This window comes from Mesorhizobium carmichaelinearum (assembly GCF_900199455.1).
GTDB lineage: Bacteria > Pseudomonadota > Alphaproteobacteria > Rhizobiales > Rhizobiaceae > Mesorhizobium > Mesorhizobium carmichaelinearum.
In genome coordinates, this window is sequence record NZ_FZQR01000009.1 from 201,229 (window position 1) to 217,753 (window position 16,525).

Below are 16,525 nucleotides of genomic sequence, written 5' to 3' on the forward strand. Positions count from 1 at the left end.
GGAAATACGAAAGGGCGCCCCAAGGCGCCCTTTCGTAATGATATGCTGCCTCGGCGCTGTTTAATGCGCCACGCCTTCCCACACCTTGCGCTTGACGAGGTAGACCAACCCGCCGAACACCAGCAGGAAAAACAGCACGTTGATGCCGGTATGCTTGCGGGCTTCCATGTGCGGCTCGGCCGCCCACATCAGGAAGGCAGCGACGTCGCGGGAATACTGGTCGACCGTCTGCGGTGCGCCATCATCATAGGTCACCTGGCCGTCGGAGAGCGGCTTGGGCATCTTCAGCGACACGCCGGACATGAAGTACGGGTTGTAGTGCGTGCCCTCGGGGATGACCATGCCGGCAGGCGGCGTCTGGTCGTAGCCGGTCAGCAGCGAATGGATGTAGTCGGGGCCGCCGGCATCATACTGGGTGAAGATGTCGAAGACGAATTGCGGAAAGCCGCGCTCGACGCCGCGTGCCTTGGCCAGCAGCGACATGTCGGGCGGTGCCGCGCCGCCATTGGCGGCCGCGGCGGCCTCTACATTGGCGAACGGCGCCGGGAAGTAGTCCGACGGCTTGCCGGGACGGTCGAACATCTCGCCGGCATCGTTGGGGCCGTCATGGATGGTGTAGGTGGCTGCCAAAGACTTGATCTGCGCATCCGAATAGCCAAGGCCCGTTGGGCCTTCCAGCGTGCGGAACGCCACCAGATTCATCGAATGGCAGGCCGAGCAGACTTCCTTGTAGACCTTCAGGCCGCGCTGCAGCTGGCCCTTGTCATAGGTGCCGATCGGGCCGGTGAAGCTCCAGCTCATCTCCTTCGGCTCATTGATCGGGAAATGCGTCGGCGCTGCCGCGTTGTGGGCCTCTTCGGCTGCGAAGGCGGCGGTGCCGGCGGCCACAAGGCCGATCAGCGCCAGCGAGGTGAGAATCTTTTTCATGCCAAATCCCCTTAGATTCTCTACCGCTCAGCCCTTGGTCTCTGGCGCGGCCGTGGCGCCCGCCGGATGCCCGCTGCCACCCTTGTTCTTTTCGAGCACCGCCTCGGTGATCGAGTTCGGCAGCCTGCGCGGCGTCTCGATCAGGCCAAGCACCGGCAGTACGATCAGGAAGAAGGCAAAGTAGAACAGCGTCGCCGCTTGAGCGTAGCCAACGTAGTTGCCCGTGAACTCACCTATCAGGAGGGTCAACAGACCGCCGCCTTCCGCCGGCTGCGAACCCAGCCAGCCAAGCAGGATGGCGTCGGCCACGAACAGCCAGAAGAACAGTTTGTACCAGGGCCGGTAGACCGCCGAGCGCACCTTGGAGGTGTCGAGCCACGGCACCAGGAACAGCATGACGATGGCGCCGAACATGCACAGCACGCCGCCGAGCTTGGAATTGATCGGCCCGATGTTGAAGGTGATGGCCCGCAGGATCGCGTAGAACGGCAGGAAGTACCACTCCGGCACGATGTGGGCCGGCGTCTTCAGCGGGTTGGCGACGATGTAATTGTCGGGATGGCCGAGATAGTTCGGCAGGAAGAAGATGAAATAGGCGAAGATGAACAGGAACACGATCATGCCGAACGCGTCCTTGATGGTCGCGTAAGGGGTGAAGGCGACGGTGTCGGTCTTCGACTTGACCTCGATGCCGGTCGGGTTCGACTGGCCGACGACATGCAGCGCCCACACGTGCAGCACGACGACGCCGGCAATCATGAACGGCAAGAGATAGTGCAGCGCGAAGAAGCGGTTCAGCGTCGGGTCGTCGACGGAGAAGCCGCCGAGCAGCAGCTGCTGGATCCAGTTGCCGACCAGCGGAATGGCACTGAAGAAGCCGGTGATGACGGTGGCGCCCCAGAAGCTCATCTGCCCCCATGGCAGCACGTAGCCCATGAAGCCGGTCGCCATCATCAGGAGGTAGATGATGCAGCCGAGGATCCAGAGCAGCTCGCGCGGTGCCTTGTAGGAACCGTAATAGAGGCCACGGAAGATATGGAGATAGACGGCGATGAAGAAGAACGAGGCGCCGTTGGCATGCATGTAGCGCAACAGCCAGCCGGAATTGACGTCGCGCATGATCTTCTCGACCGAACCGAAGGCGAGATTGGTGTCGGACGTGTAGTGCATCGCCAGCACGATGCCGGTCAGGATCTGCGCCACCAGCATGATCGCCAGGATGCCGCCGAAGGTCCACATGTAGTTCAGGTTGCGCGGCACCGGATAGGCGATGAAGCTGTCATAGACCATCCTGGGCAGCGGCATGCGGGCGTCGAACCAGCGTTCGATACCGGTTTTGGGCGTGTAGGTCGAGTGTCCCTCGCTCATCGAAATATCCCCCTGCCTCAACCGATAAGGATCTTGGTATCGGAAATGAATTTGAATACCGGCACCGCCATGTTCTCCGGCGCCGGGCCTTTGCGGATGCGGCCGGCGGTGTCGTATTGCGAACCATGGCACGGGCAGAACCAGCCGCCGAAATCGCCTTCCTGGCCGAGCGGAATGCAGCCCAGATGCGTGCAGACCTGAACCATCACCATCCAGGCTTCCTTGCCGGGCGTGGTGCGGTTGGCGTCGGTCGCCGGCGCGTCGGCCGGCAGATTGGCGTTGCGGGCGATCGGATCCTTGAGATCGGAAAGGTTGACGGCCTCGCCGTCCTTCATTTCCTTTTCGGTGCGGTTGCGCACCACGACCGGCTTGCCGCGCCACTTGACGATCAGCGACATGCCCGGCGTCAGCGAGGCGACATCGACTTCAACCGAGGCGAGCGCCAGCGTCGAGGCATCGGGGCGCATCTGGTCGATGAACGGCCAGGCGACGGCACCGGCACCGACCACGGCGGCCATGCCCGTGGCGACATAAAGAAAATCTCGACGATTGGGATCGTGGATGTCGGTTGCGCTCACGGGTGCCTGATCCTTTCGCCTCTTCCGCGCCGGTGGCCGAGCCTTGTTCCCCGCTCAATCACGCCAACCCGACAGCGCATGGCGAACAGGCTAGCGAATTCCTCCGGCATTTGGACTTCGGTTTATGCGTGAAGCCCGTTTTTGTCCAGACGGGTCAAGGCACAAGGGCAGATTGTCGCGGGGACAAAATCCCCTATTGCCCGGCGGGACGGCGAATGGCCGCAAAAGGTGGCTAAACAACAGGGAAACAACCGCAAATCCAAGGCCTCGGCTTGCCTCGACAGAGGGCGCCGGTGTGATCTATCTTCCCAGGCATGGCACACGTCATAGACCGTGAGGAATGGGCTGTCCGCTCCGACCACTGGAAGGGCGAACTGCAGTGCGGCGCCTACGGTTCCAACTCCTGCCTGATCTTCAACTACCTGCCTGATGAAGGCGGCGGCCCGCGGCTGCACGCCCATCCCTACGCGGAGATCTTCATCATCCGCCAGGGCACCGGCCTGTTCACCGTCGGCGACAAGGAAATCGAGGCTTCCGCCGGCCAGATCGTCATCGTGCCGCCCCATACGCCGCACAAATTCACCAATCTCGGTCCGGGTCCGCTGGAAACGACCGACATCCACGAGAACGGCACGTTCATCACAAAGTGGCTGGAGTGACCCCTATTTGGCGCCAAGCCTGACCAGTACAGCCCTGGGGATGTCGTACTCGCGGATGACGCCATCGTGCTTGCGCAAGCCGCACAACTCGCGCTGGATGAAATAGCCGTGCACCGCCTCGGCAGCCTCCTTGAGAAGCCGGGGGCGCAACTGCTCGTCGGCATTGGCGCGCAACCTGGCCAGCGTTTCCTCGACCTTTTGGCCGGCGCGGCCGAGGGCCGCCGCTTTCTCGGCCAGGATTTCGTGGCCAAGCGCGTCGAAGGCCGCTTCGGCCGCCGAGGCGCCGGCAAGATGAGATGGCGGACGCAAGGACATCTCAGCCCCCTTTTTCGAACGACATGCGATGCGTGACGAATTCTTCACCCAACACCGGCTGAAAGCCAAGCCTTTCATAGAAGCCGAAAGCTTCTGGCGGCGCGCGAGTGTTCAGCACGGCAAAATAGCGGCGTGCCCTGTCGATGACGGTCTCGACCAGCATGCGGCCAAGGCCGGCGCGGCGGTGAGGCGCGCCGACGAACAGGTGCCGGACCCGGCCCTGCTCCCTGCCCTCGGTATAAGGATCGATGTTCAGCCCGCACACACCGGCGAGCTCCCGGCCATGCCATGCCCCGAACAAGGCCTCGCCCCGTTTCAGGAACTTGTTGCGGCCGCCAGAGTTGTTCCCGCTTGCCCAGCCATCCGCCAGACGTACCAGCATCCAGTAGCCTTCCAGCCGGCTCTCGTCCTTCAGCCTGTCGAAGGCCGGCGTGGTTGGCCGGAGCCGCTTGAGCACATAGCCGATCTCCGGGCTGACCTTTGGGCTGACCTCTGGCGTCTCACCCATGCGCCTACTCCGCCGGCCGCGTCTCTTCGAGCACGCTTTCCTCGTGATAGAGGAAGCCGCCCGACTGCCGCTTCCACAGCCGCGCATAGAGCCCGTCGAGCGCCACCAGCTCGTCATGCGTGCCTTGCTCGACGATACGCCCGCCGTCGAGCACCACCAGGCGGTCGAGTGCAGCGATCGTCGACAGCCGGTGGGCGATGGCGATCACCGTCTTGTTCTCCATCAGCCTGGTGAGGTTCTCCTGGATCGCCGCCTCGATGTCGGAATCGAGCGCCGAGGTCGCCTCGTCGAGGATCAGGATCGGCGCGTCCTTGAGGAAGACACGGGCGATCGCCACGCGCTGGCGCTGGCCGCCCGACAGTTTCACGCCGCGCTCGCCGACAAACGCTTCGTAGCCGGCACGATCCCTGTTGTCGCGCAGGCCCAGGATGAAGTCGTGCGCCTCGGCCTTCTTGGCCGCCACGATCACCTCGGCGTCGGTCGCGTCGGGCATGCCGAGCTTGATGTTGTCGCGCAGCGAACGGTGGAACAGGGCGGTGTCCTGGCTGACGACGCCGATATTGGCGCGCAGTGAATTCTGCGTCACCTCAGCAACGTTCTGGCCATCGATGGTGATCGACCCGCCCTCCAGGTCGTAGAGCCGCAGGATCAGATTGGCGAGCGTCGTCTTGCCCGCGCCCGATGGCCCGACCAGCCCGACCTTTTCGCCCGGCTTGACGACAAGGTCGATGCCGTTCAGCACGCCGAACCTCTTGCCGTAGTGGAACTCGACGCCCTTCACGTCGATGCGCCCGCCGGCGACGACCAGCTCCCTGGCGTCGGGCGCGTCGATGAGGCCGAGCGGCTGCGAGATCAGTGCCTTTGAATTTTCCAGCACGCCGAGATTTCGCAAGATGCCATTGAGCTGCATCATCACCCGGCCAAGCAGCATGTTGAGCCTCAGCACCAGCGACAGCGTGAAGGCGACCGCGCCGACGGTGATCGAGCCCTCCACCCAGAGATAGACGGCAAAACAGCCGATCGTCGTGATCATGATACCCGACAGCGTCGTCAGCGCCATGCGCACGCCGGTGAGCCTGCGCGTGAACGGGCGCAGCGCGTCGAGATAGATGTCGAAGCCGTTGCGGATGTAATGGTCGTCGCCGTCGGCCGAGAACAGTTTCAGCGTCTGCACGTTGGAGTAGGAATCGACGATGCGGCCATTGATCATCGAGCCTGCTTCGGCCGTGGCCTCGGCATGCTTGCGGATCGCCGGCAGATAGAGTTTTGCCAACCAGCCGAAGGCCGCGATCCAGATCACCACCAGCGCCGCCAGCCGCAAGTCAAGGTTGGCGACCAGCGCCAGTGTCGTCACCGTGTAGATGAGCATGAACCAGATGACTTCGATGAAGCTTTCCATCAAATCGCCGGTGGCTTGCCCCGCCTGCCAGACCTTGGTCGCGATGCGGCCGGCGAAATCGTTCTGGAAGAAGGCGTAGGACTGGCGCGACACATGCCGGTGCGCCTGCCAGCGCACCAGATTGTAGAAGCCGGGCGTGATCGTCTGCTCGTCGACCAGCGCCGAGAGGCCGACGACGATGGTGCGGATGACCAGCACCACCGCGATCATGAACACCAACTCGGGCCCGGCGGCGGTCCACAGCGCATGCCAGCTGCGTTCGCCGGGAAGCTGGTCGAGGATGTCGACCAGCCGCCCGACGAAGTAGAACAGACCTGCTTCTACCAGCGGCGCGATGCCGCCGATAACCAGCATGGCGAAGAAGGCGACCTTCGCCTGGCCGACATAGTGCCAGAGAAACCCGCCGACGCTGGACGGTGGCCGAAGACTCGCCGGCTCCCTGAACGGAAAGACCCAGTTCTCGAACCAGCGATAGACGGCTGTCATCATGCGGCGGCCATCATTCTGCGGCTTGCCCCTTTGCAATGGCATCGTTGGCGATATCAGCCGGGATGTCCTCGAGCAGGAACCCGCCCGACTGGCGCTGCCAGAGCTGCGCGTAGAGCCCGCCCTTGGCGACCAGCTCGTCGTGCGAACCTTCCTCGATGACCCGACCCTGGTCCATCACCACAAGCCTGTCCATCGCCGCGATGGTCGACAGCCGGTGGGCAATGGCGATGACGGTCTTGCCCTGCATGAGCTTGTAGAGATTCTCCTGGATGGCCGCTTCCGCTTCGGAATCCAGCGCCGACGTCGCCTCGTCAAGGATAAGTATCGGTGCATCCTTCAACATAACGCGAGCAATGGCGATGCGTTGCCGCTGGCCGCCGGACAATTTGACGCCACGATCACCGACATAAGCGTCGAACCCCTTGCGGCCTTTGTGGTCGGAAAGCCCGCCGACAAAGTCCAGCGCCTCGGCCCGCCGCGCCGCCTCGACAAGCATCTCGTCTGATGCATCGGGGCGGCCATAGAGGATGTTGTCACGCACCGAACGATGCAGCAGCGAGGTGTCCTGCGTGACCATGCCGATCTGGGCCCGCAGAGAATCCTGCTTCACGTCGGCGATCTCCTGACCGTCGATCAGGATCCGGCCGCCTTCCAAATCGTAGAAGCGCAGGAGCAGATTGACCAGTGTCGACTTGCCGGCGCCCGAGCGGCCGACAATGCCGACCTTTTCGCCCGGCTTCACCGCCAGCGACAGGTTTTCGATCACGCCTTTCTGCTTGCCGTAGTGGAAGCGGATATCCTCGAAGCGGATCTCACCCTTGGAAACGCTGATCTCCTTCGCATCCGGCCTGTCCTCGACCAGCCGCGGCAACGAGATCGAGGCAATGCCGTCCTGCACCGTGCCGATGTTCTCGAACAGGCCCGACATTTCCCACATGATCCACTGCGACATGCCCCACATCCGGAGCACCAGGCCGATGACCACGGCGACCGCGCCGATCGTCACCACTTGCCCCATCCACAGCCACAGCGAAATGGCGGTGACGGAGAACAGCAGCAGTGCGTTCAGAATGTAGAGCGTGCCGAAAAGCACCGTCACCAGCCGCATCGACCGGTAGACCGTGTCGAGGAAGCCCATCATGCCTTCCCTGGCGAAAGTAGCCTCGCGCTTGGCATGACTGAACAGCTTGACCGTCTGGATGTTGGAGTAGCTGTCGACGACGCGACCGGTCATGACCGAGCGCGCATTGGCCTGTTCTTCGCCGACCTTGCCCAGGCGCGGGATGAAGTAGCGCAGCAGCAGGATGTAGCCGACCAGCCAGACCGCCAGCGGCGCGGCCAGCCGCCAGTCGGCCGAGCCCACGATCCACAGCATGCCGAGGAAATAGACGATGACGTAGTTGAGGACGTCGATCACCTTGATGACGCATTCGCGCACGGCGAGCGCCGTCTGCATCAGCTTGGTGGCGATGCGGCCGGCGAACTCGTCCTGGTAGAAGCTCATCGACTGCTTGAGCAGGTAGCGGTGCACCTGCCAGCGGATGCGCATGGGATAGTTGCCCATCAGCGTCTGCTGATTGAGCAGCGAATGCAGCCACACCGTGCCCGGCAGCGCGAACAGCACGATGAAGGCCATCGCGGCGAGCTTCCAGCCTTCCGTCTGCAGGAAGGTCTCGCGGTTCTGCGCCGACAGCCAGTCGACGATGCGGCCGAGGAAGCCGAACATCCACACTTCCGCGATGGCGATCGCCGTTACCAGCACCGCATCGACAAGGATATAGGGCCAGGCGCCGCGCGTGTAATGCAGGCAGAAGGCGACCAGCGTCTTGGGCGGCTCGACCGGTTCCGCTGCCGGGAACGGATCGAGCCTTCTTTCAAACCAGCTAAACAACAACATGGGTCATGCCTGTGAAATCTGTTTTCCGCTTACGCGGCTTGGCGACGTACGAAGGTCCCGAGCCGTGTGGCGCCGAGGGCCGACGGTCCGGAATCATCCGGACCGTCGGCCCTGCTTCGCGCAATATAGGGGCTCGCGGGCTTTTCGCCGACAGGCTCGTTTGTCGATCCTGACGGTGCGGTGTCGACAAGCCGGATTTTCGCACCCGGCCGGATCAGCCGCATGATCCGGCGCACCAGCGAAGGCCGGCTCGGATCCGGGACCGCGCGCGAGAAATCGACATCCGGCAGCATGCTGCGATGCGGCCGACGGCGGACTTCGGCATGGACCGCCGACGAGTAGGTGTCGCCGATCAGCAGCGCCCAGGTCGGCAGCCGGTGGATATGCAGGCTCCTTGAGCCAGGTACTCTGGGATCGAACATCGGTCCGTCCTCCGTATGAAAATAGAGATGAAAAGGCGAAGCAACATCGTCCGCCGGCATTCGACCGGAGGGACGGATTGCGTCTGTCTGGACACGGCGAGCGTCAGTCCAGGCATGCTCAGTTCGGGCGTTCAGCCCTTTTGACTTTTTGAAAAACATCGCAGGATTCCTTCGAGAGCCGAAAGGTGTTTCGGCGGGAATCGGTGCGATCAAGTCTTAGAGAGTCAGGAGAATTGTCGTACCGAAACCGCCGGCAGGCAGGTAAGCCCACGAGAGGGGCGCTGGATGTGCATGGTCATCATGAGTTTCCCCTCCATCGGTTCGGGTTGACAATGCTGGCCGTATACCCGACTTCGCAGAAAATGGCCACCCGCAGGTCCAGGAATTTCCAAAACCGGGAAGCCCCTGTGGCCGATCTGCCACTTATTAGAAGGATGCGGAAATGAACTGTCGTCTCCGCATCGCGCTCTACCAGCCGGACATTGCCGGCAACACCGGGACAATCCTGCGCTTCGCCGCCTGCCTCGGCCTTGGCGTCGATATCATCGAACCGGCCGGCTTTCCGCTTTCCGACAAGGCGCTCAAGCGCGCCGGCATGGACTACCTCGAAATGGCCGCCCTGACCCGGCATGTCGACTGGCAGGCCTTCGAGCAGTGGCGCAAGGCCCGCACGGATCGGCTGGTGCTTCTGTCGACCAAGGCCACGACCGCCTACACCAGCTTCAGCTTCGCGGACGGCGACATCCTTCTGTTCGGACGCGAATCCGCAGGCGTGCCGGATGCGGTCCATCAGGCGGCGGATGCGCGGCTGACCATCCCGATGCAAGGTGCGGCGCGCAGCATCAATGTCGCGCTCTCCGTCGCCATGGTGGCGGGCGAAGCCGTCCGGCAGCTCGGATAGAATCCGCGGCCCATCGGCAACGCCACCCTTGCCATTGCTGACGGCAGTGGTTTCTCCGGCCATTCTCACCCAGGCGCACATCGCCCTCTCCTGTCATTTGCCCTACCAACATTTCTTCGCTACAAGCTCAACTTAACTTGAGGTCAAGCGGAAAAATGGGAAATGGCTCCAGTAACGGAATTGACAGTCGGCCAGGTGGCCATGCGCAGCGGCGTGGCGGTATCGGCACTGCATTTCTATGAAGCGCGCGGGCTGATCCGCAGCCACCGCACGTCAGGCAACCAGCGTCGCTACGGCCGCGACGTGCTGCGGCGGGTGGCGATCATCAAGGTCGCCCAGGAGGTCGGCATCTCGCTGGCCGAGATCGGCGAAGCACTGGCCTCCCTGCCGGAAGGCCGCACCCCGACGCGCGACGACTGGAACCTGCTGTCGACCGCCTGGCGCGACGGGCTCGACCACAAGATCGCCCAGCTGAAGAAACTGCGTGACGGGCTGACCGACTGCATCGGCTGCGGCTGCATGTCGATCGACAAATGCCCGCTCAGGAACAAGGGCGACAGACTGGCAAGGGAAGGAACTGGGGCGCGGCGACTGATTGCGCCTTGAGTGGAATGCGGCGCGACAAAGGAGGTACGTCAGTGCTGGGACACCTGATTCAGGCAGAGGAAGAGACACACCTCATAACGATCTACCGGATCGACTCCGGCGGCATGCCAACCCTGTACACCTCGGTGAGCTTCGAGGAGGCGCGGAAGATGGGGTTCGAGAAATTCGGCAGATTGCTTGGAGAGAACCTGGTCTTGGATTCTCAAAGAATGCGCGATCTGTTCTCGTTGTGACAGCAACTAATCCGCCACCGGCAACCGCCTGATGGTGAACTCGATCAAATCCCCCGGCCGCTCGAACCAGCTTTCGATCTCGGTCCAGTAGGCCTGCTTGGGAAAGCGCGCGAACCATTCCTTGGCCTTGAGGCGGGCATCGGAGCGCGGCAGCACGAAGGTCTCGCGCAAAAAGCCGTCGCGCGGCATACGCGCGCGTTCGGCCCGGCTCTGGTCGAGCCTTTTCTTCAGGCCATCCAGCGGCGGTCTTGCCGGGGTGCGCACGAAACAACTCCTTGCACCTAGCACATGACCCCGAAACCGGAACCCGAGTTTCGGAAAGGATCATGCGCGAAAGCAAAGTGACTTGACCCTGTTCCCTAAGAGATTAGGGATCGCGCCGGCAAAAGACGAGTCATTTGTAGGGGCGGGCCGCCCCGCAACCGGAGACGGCACTTGGAACGACCTGAAATACTGGCTGGCCTGCCCGCCGACATCGAAGAGAAGAAGATGAAGGCGCGCCTGTGGTTCGAGGCGCTGCGCGAACGCATCTGCGGCGCCTTCGAGCAGATCGAGCAGGATCTCCAGGGCCCGCTCGCCTCATGGTCGCCCGGCCGGTTCGAAAAGACGCCGTGGGAGCGTGACCAGGGCAAGGGTGGCGGCGGCACCATGTCGATGATGCATGGCCGCGTCTTCGAGAAGGTCGGCGTCCACACCTCGACCGTTTACGGCGAGTTCTCGCCCGAATTCAGGAAGCAGATGCCCGGCGCCGAGGAAGACCCGCGCTTCTGGGCCTCCGGCATCTCGCTGATCGCGCATCCCTGGAACCCCAACGTTCCGGCCGTGCACATGAACACGCGCATGGTGGTCACCTCCAGGCAATGGTTCGGCGGCGGCGCCGATCTGACCCCGGTGCTCGACCGCCGCCGCACCCAAAACGATCCTGACACCGTCGCCTTCCACCGCGCCATGCAGTTCGCTTGCGAGAAGAACGCCGGCGTCGCCGATCATCCGAAATTCAAGACCTGGTGCGACGAGTACTTCTTCCTGCCCCACCGCAACGAGCCGCGCGGCGTTGGCGGCATCTTCTTCGACTGGCTGCATTCGGCCGAGGACAAGGGCGGCTGGAATGCCGACTTCAACTTCGTCCAGGATGTCGGGCGCTCCTTCCTCGTCGTCTACGGCCATCTCGTGCGCGCCAACTTCAACGAGAACTGGACGGACGGCGACCGCGATGAACAACTCATCCGCCGCGGCCGCTACGTCGAATTCAACCTGCTTCACGATCGTGGCACCATCTTCGGCCTGAAGACCGGCGGCAATGTCGCGTCGATCCTGTCCAGCCTGCCGCCGGAGGTGCGCTGGCCGTAAGATCAGCCCTAGCAATTCCGTCCGGAATTGCTCCAAATCAAGGACACTGGGCAAGCGGTGCACGATGCTTTGATGCAACCAGACCGGCCCTTGTGTGTTATAGTTTTTGCCCCCGCTCACGTCCGGGAATTCAATGTGGAATGGACCGTGAGCCAAAAAAAGTGGCGGAGCCTCGATTGGCTCCCCGGAGGAAAAGGAGAAATCCGATGAAGGCATTCCACTGCGGGTCGCTCGTTCCCGGCTGTGACTGGCACACCCGTGCCGACGAGGAAGCCGAAGTGATGCGCCGTGCCGTCGAGCATATGCGCGAGACGCATGGCGAGACTGTTATCCGCGAGACGATGGTCGAGGCGATCCGTTCGCGCATCGAGAAGGTTCGCGACGCCGCCTAGGTTTTGCCCGGCCTTGCTTCGTGGGCGGCGGCCAGTGAACCGCGCCGGCGCTCACCATTCGACGAAGCGGACAGTCAAAAATCATATTTGCCCCCGCTAAAGTAAACCCTGCGGTAACCGAACCCGTGCCAATGTCACACGGATAATCCGGCTACAGTGGGCTGCCAGAGAAGCCCGTCGCCACCAGGCACTGATCCGGAATGGTGGGGCGAGGTGTTTCGCGCATGCGCGAAAAATCCGGCAATCGATTGGGTTTCCGCACGGTGGCGCCACTGCTGTGGGCGCTCGTCGGGGCGTCCCCAGCCATTGCGCAGGAAATGACGACATCGTTGGTCGACATCCATCAGGGTTCGCCGCTCAGCGATCGCGCGAGAGGCCTGGGCAATGGTGGTTACGAACTGCAGAACGGAACCTTTGTCTCGTTCAACCAATGGTATCGCGCAAGCTGGGTCGACATGCATGTCGACCTTTTGACCCAGATCACCGAGGATACCGGCATCCTTTGGGGTTTCGGGACCGGAGAGGAGGGCGAGAAGTATCGGATCGCGCCCAGCCTCAAGCTTGGGTTCCTCACCCAGATGCATCCCAGCCCCAACAGCACGCTTTCCCTGTCGTTCACCACGACCTTCGGCGGCAAGCTCACCGAAAAGTCCTGCGAAGCCGACTATGGCGACTTCGGTACCTACAGCGTCAATTGCCGGCTCGCGGCCAGCCAGATGGCGCCTGAGGAAACATTGAAATATCTGGTTAATGCTAAACCGGAAAGCCAGCACCTCTGGCTGAACTACCGTGTTACTTTCTGATCGCCGCGAGGCTGCGAATGAGGAATTCATCGCCCCGAAAGCGATCGCTCATCCTGGTTGTTGTCTGACTGGAGTAGGAACATGTCGGGTACTTGCATGAAGTTCGGCCTCGCCGCCGCCCTTGTCATCCTTTCGGCGCCATTCGCATCGGCGCAAGACGCTCTCGACGCCGATCAGATGGCCGCGCTCTGCCACGGCGGCGGATCCATATGCGTAAGCGCAACGATCCCGGCCGCGCCGGCGACGCAGACGGTACAGAACTGGATGAGCCCCGATGTCGGCGCCGCATGGGCCGCAGGGTACAAGGGCAAGGGCGTCACCATTACCATGGTCGACGACTTCAGCAGCACGTCGCGCTTCTCCGGCAATTTCGGCCTCGGGGTTCAAACCCAGCGGCACGGTGAATGGACCCGCGAGGAAGCCAGCATGGTTGCGCCCTTGGCGACCATAAGGTCGAAAGACTTCACCACCGGTTCATACGTCCCGCTGGCGAGCGGGCTGAACGTGCTCAATCTGAGCTACGGCATGTACGCCAAGGCGGGCTACAGCTCAAACCAGATCGGCTGGGCACCGGAGGAAGCTTCGATCATCTCCTACGCCGCCAGAGGGCTGGCCGTTGTCTCGAAGGCGGCTGGCAACGATTCGGTTGCCGTGGGCGGCGTCACCGGCGGCCAGCAGGATTATCTCGACCTCGCCCTGGTCGGCAAAGCCTCGGCGATCTTCGTCGGCGCGCTGTCCACCAACGGCACGACGTCCAACAAGGCCCAGCTTGCCTGGTATTCCAACTACGCCGGCTCCAACACGGCTGTGCAGAGCCATTTCCTCGTCGTAGGTGTCACCGGCGACAAGACCGGCCTTTACGGCACGTCCTTCGCCGCGCCGATCATCTCGGGATACGCGGCGATCATCGGCAGCAAATTCACCAGTGCGACGCCGACCCAGATCACCAACGATCTGCTCAATACGGCTCGTACCGATACACTGGTCAACTATAACCCCTCCGTCTACGGCAAGGGTGAGGCGAGCCTTTCGCGCGCCCTGGCTCCGGTAGCAATCAGGTAGGCGCGTAGCATTTCGCTCGACGAGCGCGTCGCGCTTTAGGTTTCCAGTGCCTTCGCGGCGCGGTCAAGCAGCGCGCCGCGATCCGGCGCAAATCCCGCTTCGATCCATTCCGCCTCGAGGTTCTTGAGGATTTCGCCGAGCTTCGGCCCCGGCGTCGCGCCAAGCGCCGTCAGATCGGCGCCCTTCAGCGGAAACACCGGTTTTTCCCATTTGAGCGCGAAGGCAAGCAGACGCGAAAAGCCGCCGGCTTCGAGCATCGCGGCATTGTCCTCGACGGCGCGCGCCCGCGCGGCGGCGAGCGACAGCCGCAGCCGATCGACAAACCCTTGCCGGTCGCCGCGGTACAGCCTTTTCGCCAGTTCGCCCTCGGTCGTCTTCGGCTCGACGGCCGTGGCCAGTGCCCAATGGCGCAAGCGGTCTGATTCCACGGTCGAAAACCGGAGCCGTTCGGCCAGCGTCTTCATGCGCGCGGCATCCGGTGGCACGATCGCCTCCAGCCGCAGCATCGGATCCGCCGCCCAGCCCAGATCCTTCTCCGCCTTGGTCAGCCCATGGATGGCATCGATGCCCCATTTCTCGCTTTCCGGCAGCGCGGCGGTCAAGACACCGGCCTGCCGCATCCACAGCAGCGCCCGCGACGGGTCCGGCGCCGACAGAAGCTTCTTCAGCTCGGACCAGACGCGCTCCGCCGAGAGTTGGGCCAAGCCCTCCTTCAGCCGGGCGCAGGCCTTAAGCCCCTCGGCGTCCGGCCGGCCTTCGCCATACCAGGCGAAGAAGCGGAAAAAGCGCAGGATGCGCAGATAATCCTCGCGGATGCGCGCTTCCGCATCGCCGATGAAGCGCAGCCGCCGCGCCTCGATGTCGGCAATGCCGTCGACCAGGTCGACGACAGAGCCGTCCGCGTTGGCGTAGAGCGCGTTGATGGTGAAGTCGCGCCGCTCGGCATCCAGCTTCCAGTCGCGCCCGAACGACACTTTGGCGCGGCGGCCGTCAGTCTCGACATCGGCGCGCAAGGTCGTGATTTCATAGGGCTTGCCGCCGGCGACCACTGTGATGGTGCCGTGCTCGATGCCGGTCGGCACCGGCTTGAAACCTTTCGCCTCGGCGCGGCGGATGGTCTCCTCAGGCAGACAAGTGGTGGCAATGTCGACATCGGCGACCGGCTGGCCCATCAGCGTGTTGCGTACGGCGCCGCCGGCAATGCGCGCCTCTTCACCGCCCTCGGCCAGGGCGGCAAGCAGGCGCTGCAAATGCTTGTCGGCAAGCCAGTCGGCCCCGCCCGCGATCGAAACACTCACGCATAGAGCCTTTCATAGAGCGTACGGATGATGCCGGCGGTGACACCCCAGATGCGCCGGTCGCCATAGGGCATGTCGTAGAAGAACCATTCGAGATCGTTCCACATACGGCTGTCGCGCTTGTGGTTCACCGGGTCCATCAGGAAGCGCAGCGGCACTTCGAAGGCGGCATCGACCTCCTCAGCGTTCAAGGCCAGCTGAAAACCGGGTTGTACGATGCCCAGCACCGGTGCGATGCGGTAGCCGCTGCCGGCGACGTAGTCGGGCATGCGGCCGATGATCTCGATGCGGTCCTGGTCAAGGCCGATCTCCTCGAAAGTCTCGCGCAGTGCTGCCGCCTCCGGGCTGGCGTCGGTGGAATCGATGGTGCCGCCGGGAAAGGCCACCTGTCCCGAATGGCTGCGCAGCTTCTCGGCCCGTTTGGTCAGCAGAACTGTCGCCTCGCCGTCATGATCGACCACCGGGATCAGCACCGCAGCATCGCGCAGCGGCTTGCCCTGGTTGAGGCGCGGATGGCCGGGATTGAAGCGATGGTCGCCATAGTCGTCGCCGGCATGCGCGTCCGGCTGCGCGGCAAAGCGCGCGCGAAAATCCGCCGATGAAAACGATATCCCGGACACCTGGTCCATCATGCGCTCAGCCGCTTCAACTGGTCCGCCGGCATGATCGGAAAGACGGCGCCTTTCGAGCGCACCGCGAACATCGTCTCGCCGCCGATCTCGACCTCCTCGCCATGCCCGACCAGTTCATACATGACAGGCCGCCCCACCAGCGCCTCCAGCCGGCCGCGCACCAGCACATAGGGCTTCAACCCGCCGGTCTCGTTCTCGTCGACGAAGCGCAGCGGCCGTTCCGGCCCGGCCTCGACCACATCGCCGACATTGGTGCGGAAAGTGATGATCTGTTCGTCGCCACTGCCCGAAACGTCCATCTCGACGGCGATGAACGGCGCATCGGCGACGCGGATGCCGACCTTTTCCACAGGCGTCACCAGATAGGTCCTGCCGTCGGCGTCCTTGCGCAGCACGGAGGAGAAAAGCTGCACCAGCGGCATGCGGCCGATCGGGGTGCCGAGATAGAACCAGGTGCCGTCGGCCTTGATCTCCATGTCGAGATCGCCGCAAAAGTCGGGATTCCAGCGCTCGACGGGTGCCGCGCCCTTGCCGGCACGTGCCGCGCGCGAGATCAGCGCCTCCAGGCCGCGCGCCTCGGTTGCCTGCGTAAGGCTTTGTTCGCGATGTTCGTCGTGTTCCGCCATCGTCACGAAATAGTCACTGTTGTTCCGCTTGTCAGCCTAAGTCTGTGATTTAAGTTCGAC

Annotated in this window: 20 protein-coding genes; 8 read left to right on the forward strand and 12 right to left on the reverse strand. The window is 63.1% G+C overall.

Annotated elements, in window-relative coordinates:
• Positions 1 to 60: 60 nt before the first annotated feature.
• Genes CKW40_RS21740 through petA form a run of 3 tightly spaced genes read right to left on the reverse strand, consistent with a single transcriptional unit; the run spans position 61 to position 2,873 of the window.
• Positions 61 to 927 carry a cytochrome c1 gene (locus CKW40_RS21740; protein ID WP_095201907.1) on the reverse strand — a complete coding sequence of 289 codons (867 nt, stop codon included), beginning with the start codon at positions 925 to 927 and terminating at the stop codon, positions 61 to 63.
• A gap of 27 nt (positions 928 to 954) precedes the next feature.
• The gene (locus CKW40_RS21745; RefSeq protein WP_095201908.1) at positions 955 to 2,295 is read right to left on the reverse strand and encodes a cytochrome b; all 1,341 of its coding nucleotides are present in this window, start codon (positions 2,293 to 2,295) and stop codon (positions 955 to 957) included.
• 17 nt (positions 2,296 to 2,312) lie between these two features.
• Positions 2,313 to 2,873 (reverse strand): ubiquinol-cytochrome c reductase iron-sulfur subunit, encoded by a 561-nt coding sequence (gene petA, locus CKW40_RS21750; RefSeq protein WP_010911121.1) that lies wholly within the window; start codon positions 2,871 to 2,873, stop codon positions 2,313 to 2,315.
• 314 nt (positions 2,874 to 3,187) lie between these two features.
• Between petA and CKW40_RS21755 the strand changes: the two genes are divergently transcribed.
• The gene (locus tag CKW40_RS21755) at positions 3,188 to 3,532 is read left to right on the forward strand and encodes a cupin domain-containing protein (protein ID WP_095201909.1); all 345 of its coding nucleotides are present in this window, start codon (positions 3,188 to 3,190) and stop codon (positions 3,530 to 3,532) included.
• Positions 3,533 to 3,535: 3 nt separating this feature from the next.
• On the opposite strand, the gene CKW40_RS21760 is transcribed toward CKW40_RS21755, so the two are convergent.
• Genes CKW40_RS21760 through CKW40_RS21780 form a run of 5 tightly spaced genes read right to left on the reverse strand, consistent with a single transcriptional unit; the run spans position 3,536 to position 8,562 of the window.
• Positions 3,536 to 3,847: a DUF6665 family protein gene (locus CKW40_RS21760; protein ID WP_095201910.1), complete on the reverse strand. Its 312-nt coding sequence runs from the start codon at positions 3,845 to 3,847 to the stop codon at positions 3,536 to 3,538.
• 1 nt (position 3,848) lies between these two features.
• On the reverse strand, positions 3,849 to 4,355 hold the full coding sequence (locus CKW40_RS21765) for a GNAT family N-acetyltransferase (RefSeq protein ID WP_095201911.1): 507 nt from the start codon (positions 4,353 to 4,355) through the stop codon (positions 3,849 to 3,851).
• A gap of 4 nt (positions 4,356 to 4,359) precedes the next feature.
• The gene (locus tag CKW40_RS21770; RefSeq protein WP_095201912.1) at positions 4,360 to 6,243 is read right to left on the reverse strand and encodes an ABC transporter ATP-binding protein; all 1,884 of its coding nucleotides are present in this window, start codon (positions 6,241 to 6,243) and stop codon (positions 4,360 to 4,362) included.
• A gap of 10 nt (positions 6,244 to 6,253) precedes the next feature.
• Positions 6,254 to 8,140, reverse strand: coding sequence for an ABC transporter ATP-binding protein (locus CKW40_RS21775; protein WP_095201913.1), 1,887 nt, complete (start codon positions 8,138 to 8,140; stop codon positions 6,254 to 6,256).
• Between the two features lie 29 nt (positions 8,141 to 8,169).
• Positions 8,170 to 8,562 carry a hypothetical protein gene (locus CKW40_RS21780; RefSeq protein ID WP_095202026.1) on the reverse strand — a complete coding sequence of 131 codons (393 nt, stop codon included), beginning with the start codon at positions 8,560 to 8,562 and terminating at the stop codon, positions 8,170 to 8,172.
• Positions 8,563 to 9,004: 442 nt separating this feature from the next.
• Here CKW40_RS21780 and CKW40_RS21785 point away from each other — a divergent pair, with 442 nt between their 5' ends.
• The 3 genes from CKW40_RS21785 to CKW40_RS21795 all read left to right on the forward strand — a co-directional run bounded on the left by CKW40_RS21785 (position 9,005) and on the right by CKW40_RS21795 (position 10,302).
• Positions 9,005 to 9,463 carry a tRNA (cytidine(34)-2'-O)-methyltransferase gene (locus tag CKW40_RS21785; protein ID WP_095201914.1) on the forward strand — a complete coding sequence of 153 codons (459 nt, stop codon included), beginning with the start codon at positions 9,005 to 9,007 and terminating at the stop codon, positions 9,461 to 9,463.
• A gap of 162 nt (positions 9,464 to 9,625) precedes the next feature.
• A complete protein-coding gene (gene soxR, locus CKW40_RS21790; protein ID WP_095201915.1) occupies positions 9,626 to 10,069 on the forward strand; it encodes a redox-sensitive transcriptional activator SoxR in 444 nt (147 codons plus the stop codon).
• A gap of 32 nt (positions 10,070 to 10,101) precedes the next feature.
• Entirely contained in the window at positions 10,102 to 10,302 is a 201-nt protein-coding gene (locus CKW40_RS21795) for a hypothetical protein (RefSeq protein WP_143748358.1), read from the forward strand.
• A gap of 6 nt (positions 10,303 to 10,308) precedes the next feature.
• Here CKW40_RS21795 and CKW40_RS21800 read toward each other — a convergent pair whose 3' ends face one another.
• Entirely contained in the window at positions 10,309 to 10,566 is a 258-nt protein-coding gene (locus CKW40_RS21800) for a hypothetical protein (RefSeq protein ID WP_095201917.1), read from the reverse strand.
• Positions 10,567 to 10,737: 171 nt separating this feature from the next.
• Here CKW40_RS21800 and hemF point away from each other — a divergent pair, with 171 nt between their 5' ends.
• From hemF to CKW40_RS21820, 4 genes are all read left to right on the forward strand, one after another.
• Entirely contained in the window at positions 10,738 to 11,652 is a 915-nt protein-coding gene (hemF, locus tag CKW40_RS21805; RefSeq protein ID WP_095201918.1) for an oxygen-dependent coproporphyrinogen oxidase, read from the forward strand.
• 206 nt (positions 11,653 to 11,858) lie between these two features.
• Positions 11,859 to 12,044 carry a DUF1059 domain-containing protein gene (locus tag CKW40_RS21810; RefSeq protein ID WP_095201919.1) on the forward strand — a complete coding sequence of 62 codons (186 nt, stop codon included), beginning with the start codon at positions 11,859 to 11,861 and terminating at the stop codon, positions 12,042 to 12,044.
• A 224-nt stretch (positions 12,045 to 12,268) separates the two neighbouring features.
• A complete protein-coding gene (locus CKW40_RS21815) occupies positions 12,269 to 12,847 on the forward strand; it encodes a hypothetical protein (RefSeq protein WP_095201920.1) in 579 nt (192 codons plus the stop codon).
• An 81-nt stretch (positions 12,848 to 12,928) separates the two neighbouring features.
• Complete coding sequence (locus tag CKW40_RS21820) at positions 12,929 to 13,909, forward strand: S8 family serine peptidase (RefSeq protein ID WP_095201921.1); 981 nt, start codon at positions 12,929 to 12,931, stop codon at positions 13,907 to 13,909.
• Positions 13,910 to 13,944: 35 nt separating this feature from the next.
• Here the strand turns inward: CKW40_RS21820 and CKW40_RS21825 are convergent, their stop codons facing one another.
• The 3 genes from CKW40_RS21825 to CKW40_RS21835 are packed head-to-tail and all read right to left on the reverse strand — an operon-like array spanning position 13,945 to position 16,465.
• Positions 13,945 to 15,207 carry a CCA tRNA nucleotidyltransferase gene (locus tag CKW40_RS21825; RefSeq protein WP_095201922.1) on the reverse strand — a complete coding sequence of 421 codons (1,263 nt, stop codon included), beginning with the start codon at positions 15,205 to 15,207 and terminating at the stop codon, positions 13,945 to 13,947.
• Positions 15,204 to 15,836, reverse strand: coding sequence for a CoA pyrophosphatase (locus CKW40_RS21830; RefSeq protein ID WP_095201923.1), 633 nt, complete (start codon positions 15,834 to 15,836; stop codon positions 15,204 to 15,206). The genes CKW40_RS21825 and CKW40_RS21830 overlap by 4 nt, the downstream gene beginning before the upstream one ends.
• Positions 15,836 to 16,465, reverse strand: coding sequence for a DUF1285 domain-containing protein (locus tag CKW40_RS21835; RefSeq protein WP_095201924.1), 630 nt, complete (start codon positions 16,463 to 16,465; stop codon positions 15,836 to 15,838). Before CKW40_RS21835 ends, CKW40_RS21830 begins: the two co-directional genes overlap by 1 nt.
• Positions 16,466 to 16,525: the final 60 nt, after the last annotated feature.

Bases quoted from the DNA above. Each gene is read 5' to 3' on its own strand.
- CKW40_RS21740 (WP_095201907.1), bottom strand. From the start codon at position 927: ATGAAAAAGATTCTCACCTCGCTGGCGCTGATCGGCCTTGTGGCCGCC.
- CKW40_RS21745 (WP_095201908.1), bottom strand. From the start codon at position 2,295: ATGAGCGAGGGACACTCGACCTACACGCCCAAAACCGGTATCGAACGC.
- CKW40_RS21755 (WP_095201909.1), top strand. From the start codon at position 3,188: ATGGCACACGTCATAGACCGTGAGGAATGGGCTGTCCGCTCCGACCAC.
- CKW40_RS21760 (WP_095201910.1), bottom strand. From the start codon at position 3,847: ATGTCCTTGCGTCCGCCATCTCATCTTGCCGGCGCCTCGGCGGCCGAA.
- CKW40_RS21765 (WP_095201911.1), bottom strand. From the start codon at position 4,355: ATGGGTGAGACGCCAGAGGTCAGCCCAAAGGTCAGCCCGGAGATCGGC.
- CKW40_RS21770 (WP_095201912.1), bottom strand. From the start codon at position 6,243: ATGATGACAGCCGTCTATCGCTGGTTCGAGAACTGGGTCTTTCCGTTC.
- CKW40_RS21775 (WP_095201913.1), bottom strand. From the start codon at position 8,140: ATGTTGTTGTTTAGCTGGTTTGAAAGAAGGCTCGATCCGTTCCCGGCA.
- CKW40_RS21780 (WP_095202026.1), bottom strand. From the start codon at position 8,562: ATGTTCGATCCCAGAGTACCTGGCTCAAGGAGCCTGCATATCCACCGG.
- CKW40_RS21785 (WP_095201914.1), top strand. From the start codon at position 9,005: ATGAACTGTCGTCTCCGCATCGCGCTCTACCAGCCGGACATTGCCGGC.
- soxR (WP_095201915.1), top strand. From the start codon at position 9,626: ATGGCTCCAGTAACGGAATTGACAGTCGGCCAGGTGGCCATGCGCAGC.
- CKW40_RS21810 (WP_095201919.1), top strand. From the start codon at position 11,859: ATGAAGGCATTCCACTGCGGGTCGCTCGTTCCCGGCTGTGACTGGCAC.
- CKW40_RS21815 (WP_095201920.1), top strand. From the start codon at position 12,269: ATGCGCGAAAAATCCGGCAATCGATTGGGTTTCCGCACGGTGGCGCCA.
- CKW40_RS21820 (WP_095201921.1), top strand. From the start codon at position 12,929: ATGTCGGGTACTTGCATGAAGTTCGGCCTCGCCGCCGCCCTTGTCATC.
- CKW40_RS21830 (WP_095201923.1), bottom strand. From the start codon at position 15,836: ATGGACCAGGTGTCCGGGATATCGTTTTCATCGGCGGATTTTCGCGCG.
- CKW40_RS21835 (WP_095201924.1), bottom strand. From the start codon at position 16,465: ATGGCGGAACACGACGAACATCGCGAACAAAGCCTTACGCAGGCAACC.